The following is a 23,437-nucleotide window of genomic DNA, read 5'->3' as shown; positions in this document are numbered from 1 at the left end:
GCACACGTGAACACCAGCACGCACAACAGGGCGATCCGCGTGACGGCACTGGACCACATCGTCCTGAACGTCGAGGACGTCGACCGCTCGCTGCGGTTCTACAGCGACATCCTGGGCCTCGAGGCCGAGCGGGTCGACAAGTGGCGCCGCGGCCAGGTCTCCTTCCCCTCGGTCCGTATCGACGCGGCCACGATCATCGACCTCGTCGAACGCCCGCGCGGGGAGTCCAACGTGGACCACATCTGTCTGGTCGTGGCGCCGCTCGACTGGCCGGCGGTCATCGACGCCGGAGTGCTCGACGTGGTCCAGGGCCCGGTTGTCCGCTCGGGCGCCCGCGGCGACGGCCAGTCGATCTACGTCCGCGACCCCGACGGCAACACCGTCGAACTGCGCTGGTACCCACAGGACCTCGACCAGCCCCCGCTCGACGGCGAGTTTGTGCGTGACCCCGCGACCCGCGAGCGGGCCGCGGCCGACTTCGGCCACGTCGTGCACACCGTCCCCGAGGCGGTGCTCCGCCCCGGCTCGGTCGCGGACGTCGCCGCCGTCGTGCGGTGGGCGGCCGGCGCCGGCAGGCAGGTCGCCGCCCAGGGCGCGGGGCACTCGGTGTACGGCCGGTCCCAGGTCGGGCGCGGCGTTGTCGTCGACATGTCCGGACACAACACGATCCACCAGGTCGGCTCGGACCGGATCGTCGTCGACGCGGGTGCGACCTGGCGCGACGTCCTCACGGCCGCGCTCCGCGACGGCCGCACTCCACCGGTCCTCCCCGAGTACCTCGACCTGACGATCGGCGGCACCGTCACCGTCGGCGGCGTCGGCGGCACCAGCTGGCGGCACGGCGTCATGAGCGACTCCGTGCTCGCGCTCGAGGTCGTCACCGGCGACGGACACGTCCGCACCTGCTCACCCGGTGAGCGCCCGGACCTGTTCGACGCCGTGCGCGCCGGACTCGGCCAGGTGGGCGTCATCACGCGGGCGACCCTGCGACTGACGGCGGCGCCCGAGACCGTCCGCAGGTACCAGCTCTTCTACTCCGACCTCGACGCGATGCTCACCGACCAGCGCCTGCTCCTCGACGAGGGCAGATGGGACTACCTCCAGGGCCGCGCCGTCCCCGGCCGTGAAGGCGGCTGGACCTACCTCGTCGACGGGGCGGCGCTGTTCTCCGGCGAGGCGCCCGACGACGACGCCATGCTCGCGGGACTCGCCGACGACCGCGCGAAGGCGACCATCGGCACACACGACTACCGCACCTACACCGACCGGTTCACGCCCCTGGAGAACGCCCTGCGTGACGCCGGGCGCTGGGATTCCCCGCACCCATGGCTGTTCACCTTCATAGGGGCGTCCCGCGCGGGTGCGGTCCTGGCGGAGACGCTCGCCGGGCTCGCCGTCGGCGACCTCGGCGACCACGGCGTCGTCTCGGTCCTGCCGCTGCGGACGAGCGCCGTACGCAGCCCGCTGTTCCGGCTCCCCGCGGAGCCGGTGGCGTTCGCGATGAACCTCATGCGATATCCGACACCGGGCCCTGCCGACATGGTCGCCGCCATGGTGGCCGATAACCGCGCCATGTATGAGAGGGTCGTCGCGGCGGGCGGCACGCTCAACCCGGCCAGCGCCCTGCCCATGTCCGCCCGCGACTGGCAGGCCCACTTCGGTCCGGTGTGGGACCGGCTCGCCGCCGCCAAGCGGGCGTATGACCCCGGCCGCGTCCTCACGCCCGGCTACGAGGTTTTCCCGAGGCAGGACGGGTGAGGAGTCCTGTCCAGGAAGCGGCACACCGGGTACTGGCAGAGACCGTTGATTGAGTGATCTGTATTTGCCCGTGCGGAAAGATCCGTGGTCACTTTGTGTGGTCGCCGCCGGCGTAACCTCCAAGGGCTTCCGGCAGCCGCGGCTTGAGGGGTGTAGCAGAGCATCCCGGCAACAACCGGGGCCGGGGCTTGGAGTACGAGTTGGCGCAGGGCGGCTTCCCGGGCGACGCCGCCGTCTCCCCGCACGTGACCCGCGTTTTCCACATCCACCTTGTGCCCTGTGCAGGGCAGCTACCGCGTAGGACATCGGACGTGGCCCATGGCGACGGCTGCCTGGTTCGGGTCGGTCATGGGAAGGCGCTCCTCCAGGTGGGCCGGTTGTGGCCTGCCCGCGGGGACGGCCGCACGGCGCGTCGGGATTTTGGAGCACGCGCCGAGCACGGCGGCCGTTGCCCAACGTAGCGCCGGCGTAGTTTGGGGCATGGGATTCGTCCTGTGAACCCACGAGGCAGTGATCGATTAGAGGACACTGTGCTCGGTGCGTGCTCGCGCGCCCCGTCAGGGTTGGGCGCACCAGGGCACCCAGAGCGCTCGCAGGCGGTACGAATCATCATCGAATGGCACGGCACGGCATTTAAGAATTTTGCTACTAATCCGACGGTCGCAGGTTCGATGCCTGCGGGGCGCGCCTTGATCATGACCTCGCCTGTAATGCCCGGGCGGCCTGGCCGAAGACTCATGGCAACCACGGTGGAGGGCGCAACGGCGTCAATGCCCAGAAACAGCTGCGGAGAGGCGGGGATGACGGCGGTGTTCAGGCATGTGCTCAGCGTGGGGGAGATGCTCACGGGTCCGGAGGCGGATCGGCGTGTTGTGGTGTGTTGTCCTGGACGGCGTGGGTGCGCGGCGTTACAGCTCGGCTGCCCGCTGCGCGACGGTGGCACGGGCCCCGCATCTGTGCAGGCTGTCGAGTGCCCGGACGTAGGGTTCGGTGAAGGCGGGCTGGTGGGCGGAGGTCGCCGAACAAGGTCTCGTCCTTCAGGAAGGGCCAGGGGTCGGTGAGCTGGCGGGCCGCCCGGTCCGGCAGCTCGGTCCGGCGCCGGTGCACCAACCAAGAAGGCGATGGGAGGTGGGGGCCATTGGTCTGGAATTCGGATGTGCCATACGGCTCGCATTCCCTCGCCGTCTGAGCAGCCGGCTCAGATGGCTGAGCTCGACCGCCTCAGGGCCTGCCTCGGTCAGGTAGAGGCGGCCGTCCCGGAAGCCGACCGCCAGGTCACCCGGGAACAGCACCCCTATGCCGAGAGGCCGGAACTCCCCGACTCTGACCAGGCGCGGCAGTGCGGGAACAGGCGCCAGGAACGGCCGTGCCGCGTACCGATCGCGTTGACGCATATGGCTGGGGCCAGGTCAGCTGCATGCACGCCGGCCCCTTCGAACGGCGTGCGACGGGACGCCGTCGATGCAGCGTGCAGTACCACTCCTGGAATCGCGGCAGCCAGGTGCCTCGCCGTGGCCGAGCGGATGGACCGGATGCCGGTCGCCGTACACGATCGAGGTTGGCGCGTTGATCGGTGACAGCAGGGTGAGCAGGGCATGGGCGTCCATCCACGACCGGCGCGCCGCCCTGACCGGGAGTGCGACGGCTGTGCGGAGTCCCGCTTGCGGTCGTGCCCCGGCCTCCCGGCCGGTCAGCGTTCGATGGGGACTGCCGGGTAGACGCCTCCGTCGGCCACTTCCAGCGTGATGCTCGTGCGATCGTCCGGCGGGGCGGGGTAGTAGACGTAGGCTCTGCTGGTCTCGCCCGCATCCAGGGCGGGCACGTAGTTCTCGACGAACTCCGTGTACATCTTGAGCGGGTGGTAACGCGCCTTGGTGACCGGATCGACAAGGATGAAGGCGCCGAAATCGGAGCCGGCGGAGAACTCGTGATCCCACCCCGAGAAAGGAACGGGGAACGGGACGAACGTGCCATCGTTCGTCTTGGTGATGTCGAAGGAGGCCACCACGTAGGCGCCGTCACGATAGAGCGGCAGCACGTCCACCTTGAGCTTGTCCGGCTGGCTGCGGAATGACCAGGTGAAACCGGCCACCCGCGCTCCTGGATCGGCGCGGAAGGGGGCCGCCGCTCCCGTGGAGCCGCGTACTTGGCCGGGGGAGGGGCTCGTGACGGTGGCCGCGTCCGGGCTCTGTCGCTTGATGGAGTAGGAGATCTCTACGCGGCGGTTCCTGGCCCGTCCTGCCGGATTGTCGCTGCCGTCCTGCTTTTGGTTCTTGGCGATCGGCTCGCTCTCGCCCTTTCCGTCCGGTCGGTACTGGTAGTCGCTGCCGAGCCTGGCGGCCAGATACTTCTGCACCGCTTCGGCTCGTTCGACCGACAGGGTCTGGTTGTAGTCGTCGGCGCCCTTGTCGTCGGTGTGGCCGGTGATGGTGATGGGTGGTTTGGCGGGGTCGGCCCGTCGCCTGGTCTCTTCGACCACGTCGTCTAGGACGGCCGCCGCCTTCGTGCTCAGCCGCGCTTTGTCGAAGGCGAACAGGACGTCGGTGCGCAGGCCGATCGTCTCGGTGTCGCCCGCCTGGGTAGTGGTCTTCACCGGTGTCTCCACCAGTTCGTTCACGTCGGAGACGGCTGACCAGATCTCCCCGTCCGGCACGACGACGGGCCACTGGAACGTGTCGCCGGTCTTCGGCAGCTCAGGGGAACTGCGCTCGCGGGCGGTCGGCTCAGCGCCGCCGTCGGTGACCGGGATGCCGGTCATCGGGCCCATCGGCATGTCAGGCACGATCGACATCGTCCTGGCGGCGGCGGGAAGCGGCGGGAAGTAGACCTCCACCGGATAGCGCACGCCTGGCACGAAGTCGTCGGGATAGTCGAAAGCGGACTTGCGGTGCCTGGTGCCGAAGGCGTCGCCGTTGTGGTCGTTCTCGCGCAGGGTGAAGTAGACCTTCCTGTCGATCGGGTCGAACAACCTGAACCTGGCGAAGGAGGTCGGCATGGTGCCGTAGCCGAAGTCGCCGGCGGTGTTGGTGGTCGCCGTGGTCATGATGTCCATGCGTAGCACGGTCAGCTTGGCGTGCCGCTCGATGGCCCGAATTTTGATCTTGAAGGGGTTGGCGATGTAGAAACCGACCATGCCCTCGCTCACGTAGCCCGCCTCCGCGGTAGCCGGGGTGGTGGGCGGCACCGAGGGGCTGGTGCTGGAGGCCGCGGCTGTCGGGGTGTCGCGCACCGGCTGATCCTTCGGCCCGCATGCGCAGGTCAGGGTCGCTGTGAGCACAAGAACGGTCGCTCGCAAAAGGTGCATACCGACACAATCTTTTAAGTCTGACAAGTCAGCCCTCCAGGCTATGGATCACCTGAGTGGCACGCCTGCAGATCGGCCGAACCATCCCGTCGATTCACGAGCGGACGGCGCCGCCAGGCGTCCGGCCTCGGGCATGTCGACCCGCACAGCCAGATGCCGCCCCCCTGGGGTGCCTACGACGCCGCCGAGCACGACGAACGCGTGCGCAGCCCAATAGTTTCACTCTCCACTTATATAAGTCAATGCCGATAAAGCGGAGGATGGGCGGGGAAGATCTCGGGAAGTGGTTCGAGCAGGCGATCGAGTGCCGTAGTTCTGCTGGGTGTGCCTCGACGCAGACTCATCGTCCTCGCCCGGCAGGCCGAGCCCCGCCGCGTAAGAGCGTCACGGACGGCGGCCAGTGGATCTCAGGCCGTCGAGCACGTGGAGCGAGAACGGATCAACCCCCGTGACGAACTGCTCCTATTGGATGAGCCACTGCTGGTCACGGTAGCTGCTGTTGCAGGCCCACAGGGTCACCCTCTTGCCGGGTGTCGCCTCGCTGTGCGAGATGACCAGGCACAAACCTGTCGCGGCGTTGACCAGCCGGCCGCCCTGATGGCTCCAGTACTGGACGGAGCCGCCGTTGCATGGGTTCTGGACGGCGGGCTTGCCCGGCTTGCCCTCGCCCTTGCCCAGGCACATCCCGGACGCCTTGTTGACGAGCTGGCCGCCCTTGCGGATCCACTGCTGCTCGGGGCCGTTCGTGCAGGTCCACTGGATCACCGCCTTGCCCGCGACGGCTTCGCCGTGGGGAACGGCCAGGCACAGTCCGGTCGCCTGATTCCTAACGGTCGAGGCGCGCTGGGCAAGCGTCGGAGTGGGAGCGGGGGTGGGCCGTACGGTCGGCTCCTGGGGCTTTGGCGATTCCGTGGGACGCGTAGGGGTGGGAGTGACGGTCTTGGTCACCGTGGGCGTCGGCGTGGGCCTGCGCTTCTTCCTGGTCGGGGTCGGGACCGGCTGCGGATAGACCGGGACCTGCACCGTCACCGTGGGGTTCGGGGTGGGCCGCTTGCGCTTCTTCCTCGCCGGAGCGGGCGTGGGCGTGGGGGTCGGTGTGGGGGTCGGCGTGGCGGCCGGGCGCGCGTTGTTCGCGAGCAGCGTGGTCTTGGGTGGCTCGTCCCGGCCGCCCAGCAGCAGCCATCCGGCGACCACGCCGATCACCGTCACCACCGCGATCCCGGAGATGACGGGCACCCGCAGGTCGCGCTTCTTCCTGGGCGCGGGCGGCCGCACCTGCGGTTGCTTCCGGGCGGCCGGAGCGGGAGCGGACGGGGTGCCGCTGATCAGCAGCTGCTGCGCGTACTGCGCGGGCGGGCGAGCGGCCGGGTCCTTGGCCAGGCAGGCGGCAACGACGTCGCGTAACGCGCCGGACATCGTCCCCAGGTCCGGCTGGCCGCGCAGGATCCGGTCGAAGACGGCGGCGGGCTCGCCGTCGCCGAACGGCGGGCGTCCCGTCGCGACGTGGACGATGGTGCAGGCCCAGGCGAACATGTCGCCCGCCGGGGTGAACTCGTCCGCGGCGACCTGCTCAGGGGCCGTGTAGGCCGGGGCGCCGCCGCGCGAGAGGCCGAACCCGGTCACGGTGGCACCTTCCGGGCCCTGGATCACGTTGCCGGGGTGCAGGTCACCGTGGACGATCCCGGCGCCGTGCAGCGCGCCGAGCGCGGTGAGCGTCCTGATCGCGGCCTGGTCGAGCTCATGGCCGCCACGCGGTCCTTCGACCGACACCAGCTCGGCGAGGGACGGCCCGGGCACGAACTCGCCGGCCACGTACGCCCATTCGCCCACGCTGCCCACCTCGACCACGCGGGCGGTGCAGAAGGGCGGCAACTGGGCCAGCAGGTCGTACCCGCCGGGTGGCAGGAACGCGTGGATCGCCACGGCGAGGCCATCCGCCCGCCGCCCGCAGAAGACGCGCTCGCCCAGCCGTCCTTCGAGCCGGTACCCGCCGATCGCGACGGGGTCGTTGCCACGTAGTGCCTGGATCATCGCCAAACCTCCGGAGGCCCAAAGCTAGCAACAATTGAGGCGGACGTGGCTTATGTTGACAATCTCCGTCAAACCCGATCCGGGTGCCTCTATTGTTGTGCGCTGCGATCACCACGAATGGTTCGGAAGGGACAACAAATGCCCCCCAGGCTTGGCGCGACCCCCGAGGCACTTGAGACGATGGGCAAGACGTTCGCTCAGCAGGGCGAGGCGGCGCAGTCGATGAAGGCGGCGCTCGACGCCCAGGTCCAGCAGATCCCCGACGTCTGGTCCGGCGGCAACGCGGAGAAATTCAAGGCGGCGTGGGAGACGTACAAGAAGACGTTCGACAATCTCCAGCGCGACCTGCAGGAAGCCCAGCAGGGCATCCAGAAGCAGAAGGCGGCGCTCATCGCCACCATGGGCGGGGGCGGCTGACCGGCGCGTCCCGCCGGATGAAGGAGCGGCGGCCGTCCCGCCGCTCCTCGCTCCTCAGGGAACGGCCACCTGCACACGTTCCCACGTGCCGCCCCTGAACAGCAGAGCCCGGCCGGGCGGCCCGATCCCGGTGGCGACGCTGCGCGGGAGCTGGACGCCGAACAGGTCGCCCTGGCCTGGCTGGTTGGGCCGCAACAGGAGTCCCGACCGGGTCCGCTTCATGGCCACGACGGGGCCCGAGTACATGCTGTCCAGGTCGTCGACGTTCCCGGCGCCGATCACGAGGTTCCCGCTGTCCCGCGACTCGCCGACGTGATCGGTGATCCAGTCCGCGAGCGGGCCGGAGTTCCCCAGCAGCTCCAGGTCGTCGATCAGCAGCGCGCAGCGGCCCGGGGCGGCGACGGCCTCGCGTACCCGCTCGGCGTCGGCGTCGCCGCCGAAGCAGGCCCGGACGCCCGGACGGTCGCCGAACTCGCGCAGAGGGCTGAGCCGCGGGGTGACGAGCACCGCCTGCCAGCCCCTGTTCAGCAGGCACGTCAACATCGTGCACAGGGCCGTGCTCCGGCCCGACTTCGGCGTCCCGGCGACCACCAGCGCCGGGCCGTCCTCGCCGGTACGGAAGAACCGCGCGCCCAGCGTGTCGCCGCCCACCCCGACCACGACCGCGTCCGGCGGCGGCTCCTGACCGGCCAGCGCGAGCGTCTCGGCCAGCGTGATGCCGGACGGCAGCGCGTCCACGCGGAACGGCCGCCGCCCCGGCGGCAGGCTCCCGTGCCGGCCTTTCGCGGTACGCGCCACCTGGTGCAGGGCCGCGACCTGCGCCGTGCCGGCCGGATCGCGGTCGAGGAGCGCGACCTGCACCTCCCGCAGCTCGGACGTCGCGCGGAAGGCGCGGCCGACGGGCATGTGCTCGGGAACGTCCCTGGTCTTCATCCCGACGTAGGTGTAGTCGGTGGGGTCGGTGAGCCTGAGCACCAGCCGGTCGTCGAAGAGCGTGGCGATCCGCCCGACCAGTGTGCTGCGGTCACCCGTCAGTACCACCTTCACCCCGGCGCCCGGTCCCTCCTGGAAGATCTGCATCCACTGGTCGATCAGCACGCCGTGGTCGACGGACTCGAAGGCCGCGTGGAAGCCCTCCCAGCGGTCGAAGAGCACGAGGACGTAGGGCAGCCGCTCCTCCGGCCGCACCGCGGCCCGCTGCTCGGTGACGTCGGCGAAGCCCTGCGCGGACAGCGCCTGCTGGCGCTCGACGATCGTCTCCAGGAGGCGTTTGGTCAGCCGTCCCAGCCGGTCGGGTGAGTCGCGGCCGACGACCGCGCCGCAGTGCGGCATCCCGGCCAGGGGCAGCAGGGCGTTGTTGCCGCAGTCCACGCCGTACAGGTGCACGTCGGCCGGGCCGCACAGGAGGCCGGCCGACGCGGCGATCGCGCGCAGCACGGTCGAGCGCCCGGTACGCCCGCCGCCCACCACGAGCAGGTGCCCGGCCGTGGCGAGGTCGTAGTACTCGGTCCGCCGCGACTGCTGGGACGGCAGGTCGGCCAGGGCGAACGGCAGCCGCAGCGCCCGCCCGTCGGAGGGCGGCAGCTCGGACATGGTGACGAGCTCGGGCAGCGGAGGCAGCCACGGGCTGCGCGTACGTTCGAGCCCGAGCTGCGTGGCCGCCGCGCCCACCGCCTCCACCAGCACGGACAGGTCGGTCAGCATGGTGGCGTCGTCCTCGTCGCCGCCCGCAGGGGCCGCGGGCGGAGTGATGCCGAGGTCCTGCCAGGCGACCGGTTGGACGCGCACCTCCCGCGCCGCCGCCCGGCCCTGGCCCGGACGCCTCCCGCCGATCCGGGCCGACTGCACCGCGTGCAGTGAGGAGGCTCCTGACCTGATGAAACACCGTCCCGGAGTGGTCTTCGAGATCGCGGCGGCGTTGCGGGAGTCGATGACGTCCATGGACTCCTCGTTGCTCGTCACGCGCAGCGCGATCCGCAGGTTGGTGTTGGCCGCGATGTCGGGCGTGACCACGCCGCCGGGGCGCTGCGTGGCCAGGATCAGATGGACGCCGAGCGACCGGCCACGGCGGGCGATGTCCACCAGGCCGAGGATGAAGTCCGGCAGCTCGGTCACCATCGCCGCGAACTCGTCGATGACCAGGAGGAGCCGGGGCATCGGCTCCAGCGGCCGGCCCGCATCGCGGTAGTCGTTGTAGTCCTCGATGTCCTTGGCGTCCCCCCTGAGCAGCAGGTGCTCGCGCCGCCTGAGCTCGGCGGCCAGGGACTCCAGCGCCCGCTCTGTGAGGTGGCCGTCCAGGTCGGAGACCATGCCGACGGTGTGCGGCAGCTTGGCACAGTCCTTGAACGCGCTGCCGCCCTTGTAGTCGATGAGCACGAAGTTCATCTCGTCGGGCCGGTTGTGCACCGCGAGCGAGGCGATCAGCGACTGCAGCAGCTCCGACTTGCCGGCGCCCGTCGTTCCGGCGATCAGCCCGTGGGGGCCGTCGAGGCGCAGGTCCACGCTGTGGATTCCCTCCGCGCCCACGCCGATCGGCACCCGCGTCGTCCGGCCCCTTTCCCACAGGGTGTGGATCTGCTCGGGGCGGGGGCTGGGCAGGCCGAGCAGGTCCAGCAGCCGGGCCGAGGACGGGATGACCGAGTCGGCGTCCTCGCGGCCGATGTCCCGCAGGGGCGCGATCGCCCGGGCCAGCCGGTCGCACCACTCCACGCTGACCTGGTCGCCGACGGCCTCGGGCGGCACGTCGTGCTGGGCGCCGCCGCGCAGCCGTACCAGGCCGGGGCGCTCGTGCTCGCAGACGGCCACGACCGTGCACTCCTCCGGCAGCAGCCGCTGATCGTCGTCCACGCACAGGGCATAGATCCCCACCGTCGGCCCAAGCTGCAGGATCTGCGGGACTCCGGGCAGCCCGCGCAGCGCGCGGGCGCCGTCCAGCACCACCAGCACGTTGTACGGCTGCGCGCTGGCGTACCCGCCGGACGGTCCCTGCCCGAAGGAGAAGAGCGCACCGGCGTCGGGCGACCGGTGGCGTTCCCTGCGCGCGTTGATCTTACCGATCAGCTCGCCGATGCGCCGTGCGGCCGAGTCGGGGTCGTTGCCGACCAGGGCCACGCACTCCTCGCCCTCCCGGGGCACGCAGTGCGGCAGCCACCGGACCCAGTCCCAGTTCGCCAGGCCCTGCGGGTCGGCGCTGAGCACGACGACCGCCAGGTCGCGCGGGCTGTGCAGGGCCGCCGCCTGCGCGACCAGCCAGCGGGCCAGCGATCGGGAGGCGGCCGGCCACCCGGTGAGGCCGATGACCCCGGCCTGGGGGAGCGGCAGCACCACGGGCACCGCGTGCGACACCGGAACCGGCGGCTGCTCCTTCGTCGCGGACATGACGCCCTGCTCCGGGACAAGCTCGATCTTGGACGGCAGGTCGGCCAGCCCGACCCGCAGATGCAGGGTGTCCGGATCGTGCAGGCGGCGCTCCCAGAGGCGCTGCCGTGGGCCGACGGCGTTCAGGAACACCTCGGCGGGGTCGGGGAACTCGGCCCGGCGATCCCGCTGGTCGGCCCTGCGCAGCTCCTCCAGCCGTTGCTCGAAGGCCGTCATGCGGGCCTGGTACTCCTTCATGGCCTGGCGGTACTGTCTGCGCCCGTACCGCCGGTCGCTCCACCACTGCGCGACCATGGTGATCGGCGTCAGAAGCGCCATGAGCAGGAACCAGGGGGTGGACAGGGCGACGGCCATGACGACGCCGCCCGCCCCGAAGATCACGCTCGCCAGCAGTTGGAGGCGGTGGTAGTCCTGGCGTGCCGGATGGCCGGGCACCTCGACGGTGTGCACGACGGCCGGCTTGTTGAGGCGCGGCGGGCGGTTGTAGGCCAGGTTGCCCTCCGGCATGACGCTCACGTGCGCGTCCGGGGGAGTGGGCGCGGCCAGCGTGAGGAGGGTCATGCCGGCCTTGAGCACCCCGCCGACCGGCCACGGGACCGGCTCGTAGAGCCGCTCGCCGTCCAGCGTGACGCCATCGGCCATGGGCGCCACCATGACGCCGCCCGCCTCCACCCGTAAGTCGGCGACGCAGTCGGGTGCGGCGGGGTCGTCGACCGTGATCGTGCACCACCGGCCCGATCCGACGGTGGCCGTCCCGTAGCCCAGGCGATGCACGCCGCCCGCGGACGGGCCGCCGCTGACCCGCACCTCGGCCACGCCGGCGGGCTGGTCGCCCTTCCTGGTGGCGGTGGCCGCCGTGGCGCTGAAGGCCACGACGTCGCCGTCCCTCAGCGCCGCGGCCACGGGCGCGTCCGGGTGCAGCGGCACGCCGTCCGCCCAGAGGCCCTGCGCCGGAACCTGGAGGTGCTTCTGGAAGGCGTGGACGAGGTGGCCCACGGTGGCGCTCTCGTCGCCGCTGATCACGACGTCGCGCAGCCCCCGGCCGGTCAGCGCGCTGAGGGAGAGGCGCATCAGGAACACCGCCCATTGTTCGCTTTCGCCACGCAGGCAGCATAGCGACCGCCTTTCTCCAGATTTGTCATGATCATTCAGCTATCATGACGCTCCAGGGTGAAATGATCATTCGGAAAGGCTGCTGCGCATGGGTTTTCTAGGCGGAAAACCGGACAACATGGACGCGGGCGCCCAAGGGATGGCCGGCGTTCACTCGAGCCTCACGGGGTTGATGACCGAGGTGACAAGTGCTTTGCGCGGAGTCGCGGCGGCTTCGGAGAACAGCGTCCCTCCGGCCGCCAGTGACGCCACCGCCGGTTTCCGGCGCACGGCCGGGCACCTGACGGCGGACGTGAATTACCTCGGCCAGGCGCTGCGGGCCATGTCGGCGAATCTGCGCAAGACGACGGGAGGCGAATGAGGTGACCGCCCCTTTCAAGGTCCCGAAAGGCGACCCTGGAGCGCTCCGCCGCGAGGCCGCCCGCCTCGGCCGCGCCGCCGAGGACCTGCTCCGGGCCTCCAAGCAGGTCGAGGCCCACGCGGTCACCGCGCTCAACGGCTGGACCGGCATCCACGCCGCCATGTTCGCCGTCAGCGCCGGCGGCACCTTCACCGCGCTGGAAGTCGAAGGAAACGCCCTCAAAGCGGTCAGCCAGGGGGTGAAGAGGTACGCCGCGGCCCTGGAGAAGGCGCAGAAGGAAATGCGCGACTGGATCATCCGGGGATACGAGGACGACGAAAGGGAGCTCGCCAAGCCCGGCTTGTCCGCAGAGCGGCAATCGTACCTGAGAGGCCGATTATTTACCTTTTGGCCGCAAATGGCAGAAGGGAACAAGGGCGACCTTCTGCGGGACGGCGACAAGGCCACCGCACCCCTCTATGCGCTGGCCCAGCTGAAGCTGGAGAAGAAGGCGGACCCCGACCCGAAGGGCCTGCTGGACCGTTTCCGGCACTCGGCGCAGTACAAGGGTTACGCGGCTTTCAAGGGCGCCACGGACCCCGTGCTCGCCTTCCTCGGGCTCCTGGACGGGGGCACCAAGGCCGCCACCGTGTTCCAGTACCTGAAGCAGGGCGTGCTCGGCAAGATGGCCAAGCGCAAGCTCTCCAGGGCCGAGCTCGAGAAGGCGCTGATCACCCAGCTCTGGAGGGAGGGCGGCACACCGCGCGGCGAGCTGGGGGCCAGGGCCCGCGAGCTGGCCGGAAAGATCGCGGCCGCGAACCAGCGGGTGGAGACGGCCGAGCGCATCATGGCCGAGGCGCGGCCCCAGCTCGCGGCCGACCTGGGTGAGGGCCTGGCCGCGGGCAGGTACGCCAAGGTGGCCAAGGGCCTGGCCAAGGGCTCCGCGGTCCTGGGCATCATCGCCGGGGTCGACGACATCCTCAACAATCAGGACACGGGCTGGGTCCGGACCGGCAACTACGTCGCCGGCGGCTCGGGAATCGCGGGCGGCCTGCTGGTCCTGTTCGGCGGCGTCATCGGCTCGTTCACCGGCGCGACGGAGGCGGTCGTCATCACCGGCCTCGCCCTCGGGACCATCTCGGCGGGCTGGACGTTCGGCAAGTGGGGGGTCGAGAAGGGCAAGGAGAACAAGCAGGCCAGGGGCGTCGGCAACTGGCTGAAGAAGCACACGACCGACAAGGCCGCCGACGGCTGGCGGAAGCTCACCTGGTCCTTGACCCATCCTGCGAGGTGACATGGAATCCCTGCTCGAACGCGCGCGGACCGCGTACGTGCCCGTCATCGCTCTCACCGACGAAGAGCTCACCGTGCTCGACGGCCCCGACGCCGACCAGCTCGCCCCCCGCCCCTGGTACGACTCCCAGGACCCGGCAGCCAGGGACACCGCCTGCATGGTGGCCCTGCGCAGCCTGGTCGCGCGCGGCATCGCCCGCCCGGAGCCGACCGGCGAGGGCGACGACGACGTCGCGCTGCTGCTCTCCGACGACCTGCAGGACCTGCTCGCCGCCCGCCGTACGCCCCGGCACGTCGTGATGGCCGAGCGGATCCTCGCCGACAGCAGGCAGGCCCGCGTCTTCTACGTCGGCCCCGGGCCCGTGGCCGTGGAGGAGAACGTCAACGAGAGCGGCCTGCACGGCCTGGCCATCGGGCCGATCGAGCGGCTGGCCGAACGGTTCGCCGAGTTCTGTGACCCGCACGCGGGAGCTGGGCAGCGGCAGGGGAACGGGCTGCGGCGGGTCGCACTCACCGACATCGCGCGCGGCGTGGGCCAGGACATCTTCGCCGAGGCCCTGGCGATCACCCAGATCAGCCACCACCGCCTCGGCCCGGCCGACGAAGTCGAGGAGACACGCTGGACGATCTACGCGCCACAGGGCCGCGTGGTGCTGGCCGAACCTGAGGCGGACGGCGAGGACGGCGTGCTCGTCCTGACCGATCTCGGGCCGCGCGAGCTCCGCGAACACCTCCTCGACCTGCTCCGCCCGTCTGTCTGAGCCCCCACGGCCCCACCCTGAACGGCCTGCCACCCGCCGGCCGCGTACCCGACCTCACTGGACAGAACAACTGGCGACGCGCGACGCCGTGCTCGTCAGCGCGGGACTCGACGCGGTGACGACCGCCGCCGCTGTCCGAGGGACACATGCCAGGTCAGAGCAGGTGAGGCAATTCTCGGCGCCCACAGGTGGCGCACCCCATGCCGGAGCGCCCGCGTCCGGGAGGGCCCGCTGACAGCGGGGTCCTGTCGTCGATCAACGCGCCAATCTCGCCCATGTACCGGATGACAAGATCCATACTGGCTGGCCGAACCGTGCGGCGGAGATGATGTCGCTGACACCCATGCTGGTCATCTGGGGGCGGTGAGGTCGGCGTTCTTGAGCCGCGCCAGACCGTGGACCTCGCCATCCACCTGTAGCAGCTGCACGACGCCCGAGCCCGTGGCGAGCGTCCTCCCGCTGATGCCCTGCTCGGCCTGCCACCTTGTCGGGCGGTCGGCTCATATGCTGGCGGGCCTCCGGTCAGAAGGCCCGCCACGCCGAACTCACCTCAGAATGTAGAGGCGGTGGACCGGCCCCACCAGGATCTTCTTACACTTGTAGTCCTTCGCGTAGTGGACGGCCTTGTAGTAGCGCCCCGCGACCTGGCACGCCTGCTTAACGGCGAACACTCCCGAGAAATACCACTTTGCCGCCGCGGTAGCCGTCGCAGCAGTCGAGGCAGAGGTGAGGGAGACGGAGACGCTGCTCGTGACGGCAGGGCTTGCCTGGGCGGAGGCCGCCGAGATGCCCGCTACGCCCGGCGCCAACGAGACCGCCACAGCTGCGGTGAGCGCTGCCGTGATCATACGAACCTGCATGACGATCGCTTCCTCTCACGAAATGGATGAGCACCTTGCCTGACGTTGCGATGCAACAGTCGGGCGGATCATGTGGAGAATTCGTTGAGGATGTGTTGACTCCGTGTCATTGAGCACGTTGCTCGGGGACCGCACGGTACTTCAGTCGGCCGCCGTTGCGAGCGGCCTCCCGGCTCACCGTGGATACCGGGCGGCCGATCGACAACGCCGCCTACCCGAGCTGGCACCGGCCCTGGCCCGCCCGCTCGTGGTCGGGCCGATGACCGCGGCGCAACTGCGCCAAGCCGTCGAGAAACCGGCCCACGCTCGCGCAGCTCACACTCGAGGCGGGGCTGGCGGAGCGCATCCTGGAGGACTTGGGAGCGACCTGTGCCGAGGACGGCGTCTTCCCCACGGTCTCAGCGACCCCGGCGGCGTCCTGCCGTTGATGTCGCACACCCTGCTCACCACCTGGAAGCACCGCGAGGGGCAGCAGCTGACCTTGGCCAGCCATCAGGCGACCGGCGGGGTCAGCCGGTCGCTGGCCCACACCGCCGATGCCGGTCTCGGCAGAGTGGGACTGGCCGACCGCGCCCGGCGGATGCTGACGCGGCCCGCCAGGTCCTCGACCAGTTCGTCAAGGACCGGCCGGTGTCCATGGACAGCGACGTTGTGGACGACAATGCGGACGGCACGGCCGAGTTCACAGAGCCTGTTACGGGCACTTGCCAACCTCACGCTGGAACTGGCCGGCAACGACCCAGGAGTGGTCGATCGCTCCCGCGCCCGGCTCAAGAGCCGGGCGCGATGGCAGGTTGCGCTGGTTCGATGCACGCCACCCGCGACTACACCATCGTCCTCCGCACGCGGGTGGGACGACCTCATAGGGGGTCACCTAGCAGGTCGAGGAACCTTCGCAGGCTCCGTTCCGGGTGTAGACGACCTCGTAGAAATGGGGTCGGGCCGGCCAAGGCCGAGCATGGGGCGCATGCGGTCGGCGTAGGAGCGCTGGACGTGCTCCAACGTCGTCGTGACGAGGGCTGCCTGTCGGGCTACCGCGAGAAACTACCGGCCTTGTTCATGGGAAAGCCGCCGGGCACTCGCCCAGGCATGCCGGACCCTAGCCAAGATCAAGACTTCGCAACTGAGGCCACTGGCTGACTGGAGACGGGAGTCCAGCAGCGAGCGAGGACGGCGTGCCGGATGACGGGAGCCGGATCGGCCAAGAGGATTACGTCCGGGTCTGTGGGAGCCGGGGGAGACCTCCTCCGGCCACCCAACAGCCCTTAAGTCGACCCTTCTCACTCCGGCAGGGCGTCAGAACTCCCAGGTGTCGTCGCGCAGGAGCACCACCTTCCCGCCGGGCCCCAGCCCGGTGACGGTGACGTCCGGGCCGCCCACCATGAAGTCGACGTGCACGCGCGAGGTGTTCACGCCTGCCGCGTCCAGCCGTGCGGGGTCGTCCGTGCGCAGGTGGGCGGGCACGCCCGGAGGCAGCCCGGCGCCCCAGGCCAGGTGGCAGGTGGCGTTCTCGTCCAGAAGGGTCTCCAGGTAGGTGATGCCGCTTTCGCCCACCCGCGAGGAACGGTCGACCAGAGCGAGCTCGCCCAGCCGGACCGCTCCCGCGTCGGTGGCCTGGTGTGCGCGGACGACGTCGGCTCCGGTGCTCGCTCTCACGTCGGTCACGACGCCATCGGCGAAGGTCAGCTCCAGGTCGCGGATGAGGGTGCCGTCGAGGGACAGCGGCCGGGTGGCGCGGACCGTACCGGTGACGCGCCGGTAGTCAGGGGTGGTGAATACTTCCTCGGTCGGCAGGTTGGCCTGGAACGGGCGGCCATTGACGTCCTCCAGGCGGGCGGCGGTCCAGTGGGCGTCCGGGAGCAGTCCGATGGTCAGGTCGGTGCCGGGGCCCTCGAACCGCACGGCGTCCAGGCGCATCTCGGTGAGCCGTCGAGCGCGATCGAGCAGTTCGGCGATGCGCTGCCGCCACGCCTCGCGCGGATCGGGCTCGTCCAGACGGAGGATGCGGCGCAGGTGCCGCCACAGCGTGGCCTGGTCGGGTTCGCCGAAGACGGCACGGGCCCACTCGGGGGTGGGGTAGGGGACGATCGTCCAGCGGACCAGGTTGTTGAGCTGGAGCCGCTGCCGTGAGGTCAGCGACGGCATGCGGTCCAGTCCGACGCGGATCGGATCCAGCCCGGCCAGGAGGTCGGGGGCAGAGGCGCCGCGGACGTTGACGATGATGCCGCCGTTCCGCCCCAGTTCGTCGTTGCGGGCGTCGAGCCACGAGGGCACCTCGGCCAGGCTCGCGGTGTTGGCGTGCCGGAGTCGGGATCGTTTGGCGTGCGGATCGAAGTACCAGATGTCGGCGTAGCGGGCGCCTCTGGCGTAGGCGGCCTCGGCCAGGGCGCGGGCGAGCGGGGCGTGCTCGATCTCGGCGTTGATCAGCACCCGGTCGTCCGCCAGCAGGGGCACGGCCACGTCGAACACGACGTCGGCATAGCCGGACAGGTCAGCGGGGGGAATGGTCAAGGGGGGCTCCTTCTGTTCGTTGTGGCGCATGGGCAGGAACAGCAGCACTCCGGCAGCGGACACGGCGCCCACGAGGGCGAAGCCGCCGGCCAGGCCGAACCGGTCGGCGAGGACGCCGAGGGACAGGGCAGCGCTGAGGAATCCGACGTCGAAGAAGGCCGTCGTGGTGGCGACGGCGGATCCGCGCTCGCCGGCGGGCAGGCCGTGCACCGCCATCCTGAGGAAGGCGGGCAGCCCGAGGCCCTGCCCGGCGCCGATCAGCGCGATCGCGCACCATGTCCCGACCGGCGAGGGCCAGGCGGCAAGCAGGATCGATCCCGTCCCGGTCAGCAGGAGGGAGGCGACGGCCAGGCGCGTCGGGGCGGCCGTGGCGAGCAGGCGATGTCCGGCCAGTCGGACGGCGACGAGGACGCCGCCGTAGACCAGGAAATGGAGGCCGCCGGAGCCGCCGCCGAGCGCGGCGAGGTGCAGCGGCAGGAAGGCGCTGATGGCGGTGTAGCCCCACACGGAGGCCAGGTAGCCGAAGCCGGGTCGTAGAGCGGACGCGTGGTACAGCCGGGCCCGCCCGGTTCCCGGATCCGGGCCGGTCCTCTCCGTGTCAGGGCTCATGGTCTTCGGCAGGGTGAAGCCGAGCCCAGCCGACCCCAGCGCCACGGCCGCGGCGGTGATCCAGACGGCGGCGAACCCGGACGCGGCGTACAGTGTCTCGGCGATGACAGGCCCCGTGAGCAGGCCGGCGTTGACGACGACGGAGAAGTGGTTGATCGCCGCGCCGGGCCGCCGGTGGTCGCTGGCCAGAGTGGCGAGGCCCACGTAGGCGAGCGCCTCACCGACGCCGGCGACGCCGCGCAGGACGAAGAAGAGCGGCAACTGTCCGACGGCGAGCAGCGCGAGGGACGTGCCGGACAGCAGCAGCGCGCCCGCGCACAGGGCCGTGCGGCGTCCGGCCCTGTCGGCCACCCGTCCGGCCATCGGGCGGGCGAGCACCCCGGCCGCCGCGGTGACGGCCAGCGAGACGCCCACCATGCCCGCCTGCTGGCCCAGCGGGCCCGTGAGGTACCGCGGAACCGCCGGGACGAGCAGTCCGATCGACAGGAACGCGCCGGCCGCGCAGCCGAGCAGGCGGCCGATCATCGTTCGTCACGTAATTCGAGCAGGATCGCGGTCATGCTGACCTTGACGCCGTCGTGCGGCGGTCCGGCTTTGTCGTGCAGGAGCGCCACGGCCTGGTCGATCAGGCCGACGATCTCCTCCCAGACGGGCCTGGCCAGCCACACCTCGGCGTCCATGGACGTGCGCCGGCGATCGGCCTCAGCCAGACGCCTGGCCAAGTCGGTGCTCATCGCCTGGTGGAGGAGTTGCCGTCCCTCGGACCGGTCGAGGCGCTCGCCGCTGGATGGGTCGTACCGGTAGCGCAGCTGCGGGCGGCCCTTGCCTGCCCGCGGACGCTCGTCCGTCTGCTGGAGGAAGCCCGCTTTGACCAACTGGCGCAGGTGGTAGCTGGCCGAGGCGTGCGCGATGCCGAGTTCGTCGGCGACCTCGGTGGCCGACATCGACGCGCCGGTGAGCAGCGACACAATGCGGATACGCAGCGGGTTGGCCAGGGCGCGCAGGGGAACAAGGTCATCCCGATTTTCCAAAGGCACCTTGGGATACTAATTTTCCCAACAGCTCTTGGGAAGAGGTGGCTTGCCGGTCTGCCAGAACGAGCGACATCCGTTAGGGTTCACCGATGCTGCTGACGATCCTTGGCGGATGCGGTGCGTGGCCGGCGGCGGGCCAGGCCTGCAGTGGTTACCTCGTGGAGCACGACGGGTTCAGGCTGCTCGTCGACCTCGGATCTGGGACGGTGCCGCGACTGCTGGAACGGGTCGACGCCGATCAGATCGATGCGGTGTTCATCAGTCACGGACATCCCGACCACTGCGCCGACCTGAACCCGCTGCTCAGGGCGCGCACAATGCGTGATGACCCGCCGGCGCCGTTGCCGGTGTACTCGCTGCCCGGCGCCCTGGACGCGGTGCTCGCGCTGGACCGCCCAGGAGTGCTGACCGACGCCTACGTCCTGCGCGAGTTCACCGACGGCAGCAGATTCGACATCGGTCCGTTCCGCGCACAGACTCGCCTGCTGCCGCACTCGGTACCCAATGCCGGCATACGGCTGGCAGCGGGCGGACGGGTGCTCGCGTATACCGGCGACAGCGGCCCGAGCCCCGACAGGGTGGAACTGGCGCGTGACGCTGACCTGCTACTCGCCGAGGCCACCTATGTGAACCAGGTCCCGGAGGATGCCCGGCGTCACCTGTCCAGCGCCCGTCAGGCAGGCCGGCAAGCGCTGGAAGCCCATGTCCGGCACCTGCTGCTGACGCACCTGCAGCCAGGCGCGGACACCTCGGCCGCGCGAGCCGCCGCCCGGGCCGAATACGACGGTGAGATCGGCATCGCCACGTCCGGTCTCACCGTCGACCTCTCGTGCGCCAAGGTCGCAGGGATCGAAGAACGTTCACCGGACGCAGGCTTGGACAGAACTCCACCCTGTGGGAGCCCGAAACCCGGCCGTTGAGGTTGACCTGGGGTTCGGCGTTCCTGTCCTGGCGGGCATGATCGCTGTTCATGGCGTTGCGGTTGCCATCTGATCTTCGTCAAGCCAAGCCGGCGCACGTTGTGATCAGCAGGGCGATCCGGATGACCTGCGTGGACGACATTGTCGGCCAGGAACGCCTACGCGAGCACGAACACTTTCACAACCAGCACCGCGCCCATCGTCCTGAACCAAGCAGCCCCGCTGCGTCCCCTCGTGGACCCGATCACCCACCCTGAGCGAACCACCAGCCTGAACATACGCCGACAGGCCGGCTCGACGGCGTCCTCTACAAAGATCCGCATGCCGCTTGAACTGCATTGATGAGATTTCCGGCAGGTGCAGAGTCGACCAGCCCGCCTCACGCGACCCAGTCGAACTCACCACACAAGCAGCATCACAGAAGTCGATCGCCTGGTTACACCACTCCACGGACGACATCCTGACCGATCGCAACTACATCAGGATTGACTTATATAAGTTGCGACTGAAATTATGGCTCCTGCGCGCACTCGACGTGGTCGGCGGCGCCATCGGCATCTAGTTGGAGCGCTTTCGCAAATTCTGGAGCCGGCACCTGGACGCGCGGGCCACTGAAGTCGCGCGCGGCCCGGCGCGAGCGCCGACCAGGCTCGAACGACGAGAAGAAGGACGAATGATCGACATCGTCAATCAAATAAACGCCACCCAGCGGGAGATCGGCAACCAGTCGGTCGCCATCGGCGCGGGACGCTCACTGCTGCTGCGGCGCACGTACGACGCCACGATCGAGGCCGTGTGGAGCGCCTGCACCGACCCCGACCGGATCAGCCGATGGCTCACCCTGATCGACGGCGACCTGCGGCTCGGCGGCACGTTCCAGCTCAAGGACAACGCCGGCGGGGAGATCCTGTGCTGCGAGAAGCCCCATCTGATCAAGGTGACCTGGGTATTGGGGGAGGGCATGCTCACCGAGGTCGAATTGCGCCTGGCGCCCGGCGGTGACGGCGGTGGGACCGTGCTGGAGCTGGAGCACGCCGCACCTGCCGAGATCGTCGATGAGATGGCACGTACGTACGGGCCCGGTACCACGATCGGCATAGGAGTCGGCTGGGACCTCGCGCTGCTCGGTCTCGACCTGTTCCTGCGCCGCGTCACGTTCGACCCCGCGACCTGGGGCCACACGCCCGAGGGGAAGGAGTTCGTCACCGCCAGTTGCCACGCCTGGGGACCCACGGTCCAGGCCGTTTGGGGCGCCGGCGACGACGACTTCGCCGCGGCCGTCGCCTTCGCCGCGCAGCACTTCGCCCCCGAGACCGGCGGGGACGGCGACAGATGACCCGCCGCGCGGTGAGTCGTCCCGTTCTCAAGAAAGGAGCAGGTCGGATGACCGACAACCCCACCACCACAGCGGTCAGCAGGGCGACGCGGACGCTGCTGATGTGCGGCACCGCCGCCGGCCCGCTCTACATCATCGTGGTCCTGCTGCAGATGCTCACCAGGGACGGGTTCGACATCAGCCGGTACCCGGCCAGCATGCTGAGCAACGGCGACGAAGGGTGGATTCAGATCGCCAACTTCGCGGTCAGCGGCCTGCTGTTCGTGGCCGGAGCGGTCGGCCTGCACCGGGCTCGTGGTCCGGCGGGCTGGGGCGGCGCCTGGGGGCCGCGACTGGTCGGCGTCTTCGGCGCCGGGATGATCGCCGCTGCCTGCTTCTCCGCCGACCCTGCCGACGGCTTCCCGCCCGGGACGCCCGTCGGCCCGCCCACAAGCATGAGCACGCAGGCGATGCTGCACCTCCTTGTCTCCGGGATCGCCTTTCTCGCGCTGATCGCCGCGTGTTTCGCGTTCGGCCGGCGGTTCGCGGCGGCCAGCCGCCGCGGCTGGGCCGCCCTCAGCCTGGTGACCGGCGCGCTCTTCGTGACGGCCTGGATCTCGATCTTCGCGGCGCAGGGCTCCAGGGTGGCCAATGTCGCCTTCGCCCTCACCATCGCGCTCAGCATGGCATGGGCGTCGCTCCTGGCCGCGTACCGGCTGGCTTCGACCCGACGTCATCGCGGCGTCGCCCTGACCGTGGTTTGAGCGGGCATCGACCATGTCACCACGCACCTGAGCCATCCGCAGCCAAGCACTCCCGAGCGCCACGGCTACCGGATCGAGTTCGAATGGCAAGACAGTGGTCCGCCCCGGAATGTCCTGGAGCTCCTGCTCGACCCCGTCGGAGTCATCATCGGTGGGAGCTCGAAGGCCGAGAGAGTGGTGCGGGCCTGTCTCGATTGTGATGATCGGCATATTCGCCCAGCATGGTGCGGAGGTGCCGCTCACCCAAGATCAGCAGCCTGCTGGTGCACTCCGTGCGTGCGGTGCGGACCCATCGCTCGGCGAACGCGTTGGTGCGTGGTGCGCGCGGCGGGATCTTCAGCGCCCTGAATGTCGTCGCCTGTGAACACCTCATCGAAGCCGCTGGTGAACCCTTAGCGGCCGGTGTCCTGATCGCCATCATCTCCTCTCCTGCTTCGTCGGCCCAGGCATCCGCACGGCGGCCAACCCGTGCGGCCAGAGCTACGTCCTGCGCAGCAGTGTTCTGGTTAATCAGCGATGGACTGGAACAAGAAGAACAGCCGGACCTTCGTGGCTCCGGTGGCCACGATCAACATCTACTCCCGCGCCGGGTGGGGCCGAAGAACGCGAATCAAGCGCATTATCCTGCAGGTGCACTGGCCGACCAAGCCCGGCCAGGATGCGGAAGGTAGAGCCTGCACCACCGGGACTCGGGTGCATGCGTCCTGTCGGCGAAAGCGCCGCCTCTTCTAGCGTCAGGAGGGCTCGTTGACGAAGGGAACACCGCCATGCCCGACCCGTACCGTGACCAGAGCGCCGCGCGGCGACGCCCGTCCTCCTTCGGCCGCCGTGTGCTGCGCGCTCTGCTGTGGACCGTGATGGTGCTGAGCGCTGCCGCGAACGCGGTCGCCTCGCTGTCGGGCATGTCGACCCCGGTGCGACTGGTTTTCGGCGTGACGGCGGCGCTGTGCGTGCTCGCGCTGGTCGTCGACAGCGTGCGCGGACGTCGCCGCCGCTGAGCAAGGAGGTGGCCATGCCTTCCCCCTGGGG

17 protein-coding genes are annotated in these 23,437 nt (G+C 70.0%); 10 read left to right on the top strand and 7 right to left on the bottom strand.

The annotated features are described in order from the left end of the window. Positions 1-6: 6 nt before the first annotated feature. The gene (locus tag ABZ815_RS38150; RefSeq protein WP_357706074.1) at positions 7-1,758 is read left to right on the top strand and encodes an FAD-binding protein; all 1,752 of its coding nucleotides are present in this window, start codon (positions 7-9) and stop codon (positions 1,756-1,758) included. A gap of 1,690 nt (positions 1,759-3,448) precedes the next feature. Here ABZ815_RS38150 and ABZ815_RS38145 read toward each other — a convergent pair. Continuing rightward, positions 3,449-4,987, bottom strand: coding sequence for an OmpA family protein (locus ABZ815_RS38145; RefSeq protein ID WP_357706073.1), 1,539 nt, complete (start codon positions 4,985-4,987; stop codon positions 3,449-3,451). A 537-nt stretch (positions 4,988-5,524) separates the two neighbouring features. Next, positions 5,525-7,093 (bottom strand): ricin-type beta-trefoil lectin domain protein, encoded by a 1,569-nt coding sequence (locus ABZ815_RS38140; protein WP_357706072.1) that lies wholly within the window; start codon positions 7,091-7,093, stop codon positions 5,525-5,527. A gap of 138 nt (positions 7,094-7,231) precedes the next feature. Between ABZ815_RS38140 and ABZ815_RS38135 the strand changes: the two genes are divergently transcribed. After that, positions 7,232-7,510, top strand: a complete 279-nt coding sequence (locus ABZ815_RS38135; RefSeq protein ID WP_357706071.1) for a WXG100 family type VII secretion target — start codon at positions 7,232-7,234, stop codon at positions 7,508-7,510. A gap of 54 nt (positions 7,511-7,564) precedes the next feature. On the opposite strand, the gene ABZ815_RS38130 is transcribed toward ABZ815_RS38135, so the two are convergent. Continuing rightward, positions 7,565-11,959, bottom strand: coding sequence for an FtsK/SpoIIIE domain-containing protein (locus ABZ815_RS38130; protein ID WP_357706070.1), 4,395 nt, complete (start codon positions 11,957-11,959; stop codon positions 7,565-7,567). Positions 11,960-12,089: 130 nt separating this feature from the next. On the opposite strand from ABZ815_RS38130, the gene ABZ815_RS38125 reads away from it, so the two are divergent. Genes ABZ815_RS38125 through ABZ815_RS38115 form a run of 3 tightly spaced genes read left to right on the top strand, consistent with a single transcriptional unit; the run spans position 12,090 to position 14,395 of the window. Beyond that, a complete protein-coding gene (locus ABZ815_RS38125) occupies positions 12,090-12,362 on the top strand; it encodes a hypothetical protein (protein ID WP_357706069.1) in 273 nt (90 codons plus the stop codon). Between the two features lies 1 nt (position 12,363). Next, positions 12,364-13,635 carry a hypothetical protein gene (locus ABZ815_RS38120; protein ID WP_357706068.1) on the top strand — a complete coding sequence of 424 codons (1,272 nt, stop codon included), beginning with the start codon at positions 12,364-12,366 and terminating at the stop codon, positions 13,633-13,635. A 1-nt stretch (position 13,636) separates the two neighbouring features. Further along, positions 13,637-14,395, top strand: a complete 759-nt coding sequence (locus tag ABZ815_RS38115; protein ID WP_357706067.1) for a hypothetical protein — start codon at positions 13,637-13,639, stop codon at positions 14,393-14,395. Between the two features lie 545 nt (positions 14,396-14,940). Here ABZ815_RS38115 and ABZ815_RS38110 read toward each other — a convergent pair. Further along, a complete protein-coding gene (locus ABZ815_RS38110) occupies positions 14,941-15,255 on the bottom strand; it encodes a hypothetical protein (protein ID WP_357706066.1) in 315 nt (104 codons plus the stop codon). A 103-nt stretch (positions 15,256-15,358) separates the two neighbouring features. Here ABZ815_RS38110 and ABZ815_RS38105 point away from each other — a divergent pair, with 103 nt between their 5' ends. Then, complete coding sequence (locus tag ABZ815_RS38105) at positions 15,359-16,237, top strand: hypothetical protein (protein ID WP_357706065.1); 879 nt, start codon at positions 15,359-15,361, stop codon at positions 16,235-16,237. A 314-nt stretch (positions 16,238-16,551) separates the two neighbouring features. Here the strand turns inward: ABZ815_RS38105 and ABZ815_RS38100 are convergent, their stop codons facing one another. Both ABZ815_RS38100 and ABZ815_RS38095 read right to left on the bottom strand, forming a co-directional pair. Then, complete coding sequence (locus ABZ815_RS38100; protein ID WP_357706064.1) at positions 16,552-18,900, bottom strand: aminopeptidase; 2,349 nt, start codon at positions 18,898-18,900, stop codon at positions 16,552-16,554. Further along, positions 18,897-19,406, bottom strand: a complete 510-nt coding sequence (locus tag ABZ815_RS38095; protein WP_357706063.1) for a helix-turn-helix domain-containing protein — start codon at positions 19,404-19,406, stop codon at positions 18,897-18,899. The genes ABZ815_RS38100 and ABZ815_RS38095 overlap by 4 nt, the downstream gene beginning before the upstream one ends. Positions 19,407-19,498: 92 nt before the next feature. Between ABZ815_RS38095 and ABZ815_RS38090 the strand changes: the two genes are divergently transcribed. The 3 genes from ABZ815_RS38090 (at position 19,499) to ABZ815_RS38080 (ending at position 22,408) form a co-directional block, all read left to right on the top strand. Further along, positions 19,499-20,329, top strand: coding sequence for an MBL fold metallo-hydrolase (locus ABZ815_RS38090; protein WP_357706062.1), 831 nt, complete (start codon positions 19,499-19,501; stop codon positions 20,327-20,329). Between the two features lie 673 nt (positions 20,330-21,002). Next, positions 21,003-21,665: an SRPBCC domain-containing protein gene (locus ABZ815_RS38085; RefSeq protein ID WP_357706061.1), complete on the top strand. Its 663-nt coding sequence runs from the start codon at positions 21,003-21,005 to the stop codon at positions 21,663-21,665. 47 nt (positions 21,666-21,712) lie between these two features. Further along, entirely contained in the window at positions 21,713-22,408 is a 696-nt protein-coding gene (locus ABZ815_RS38080; protein ID WP_357706060.1) for a DUF998 domain-containing protein, read from the top strand. A 145-nt stretch (positions 22,409-22,553) separates the two neighbouring features. On the opposite strand, the gene ABZ815_RS38075 is transcribed toward ABZ815_RS38080, so the two are convergent. After that, a complete protein-coding gene (locus ABZ815_RS38075; protein ID WP_357706141.1) occupies positions 22,554-22,781 on the bottom strand; it encodes an integrase core domain-containing protein in 228 nt (75 codons plus the stop codon). 394 nt (positions 22,782-23,175) lie between these two features. Between ABZ815_RS38075 and ABZ815_RS38070 the strand changes: the two genes are divergently transcribed. After that, the gene (locus ABZ815_RS38070; RefSeq protein ID WP_357706059.1) at positions 23,176-23,406 is read left to right on the top strand and encodes a hypothetical protein; all 231 of its coding nucleotides are present in this window, start codon (positions 23,176-23,178) and stop codon (positions 23,404-23,406) included. Positions 23,407-23,437: the final 31 nt, after the last annotated feature.

This window comes from Nonomuraea sp. NPDC047529, assembly GCF_040642995.1.
Taxonomy (GTDB): Bacteria; Actinomycetota; Actinomycetes; order Streptosporangiales; family Streptosporangiaceae; genus Nonomuraea.
This window is presented reverse-complemented; position numbering and strand designations above follow the sequence as displayed.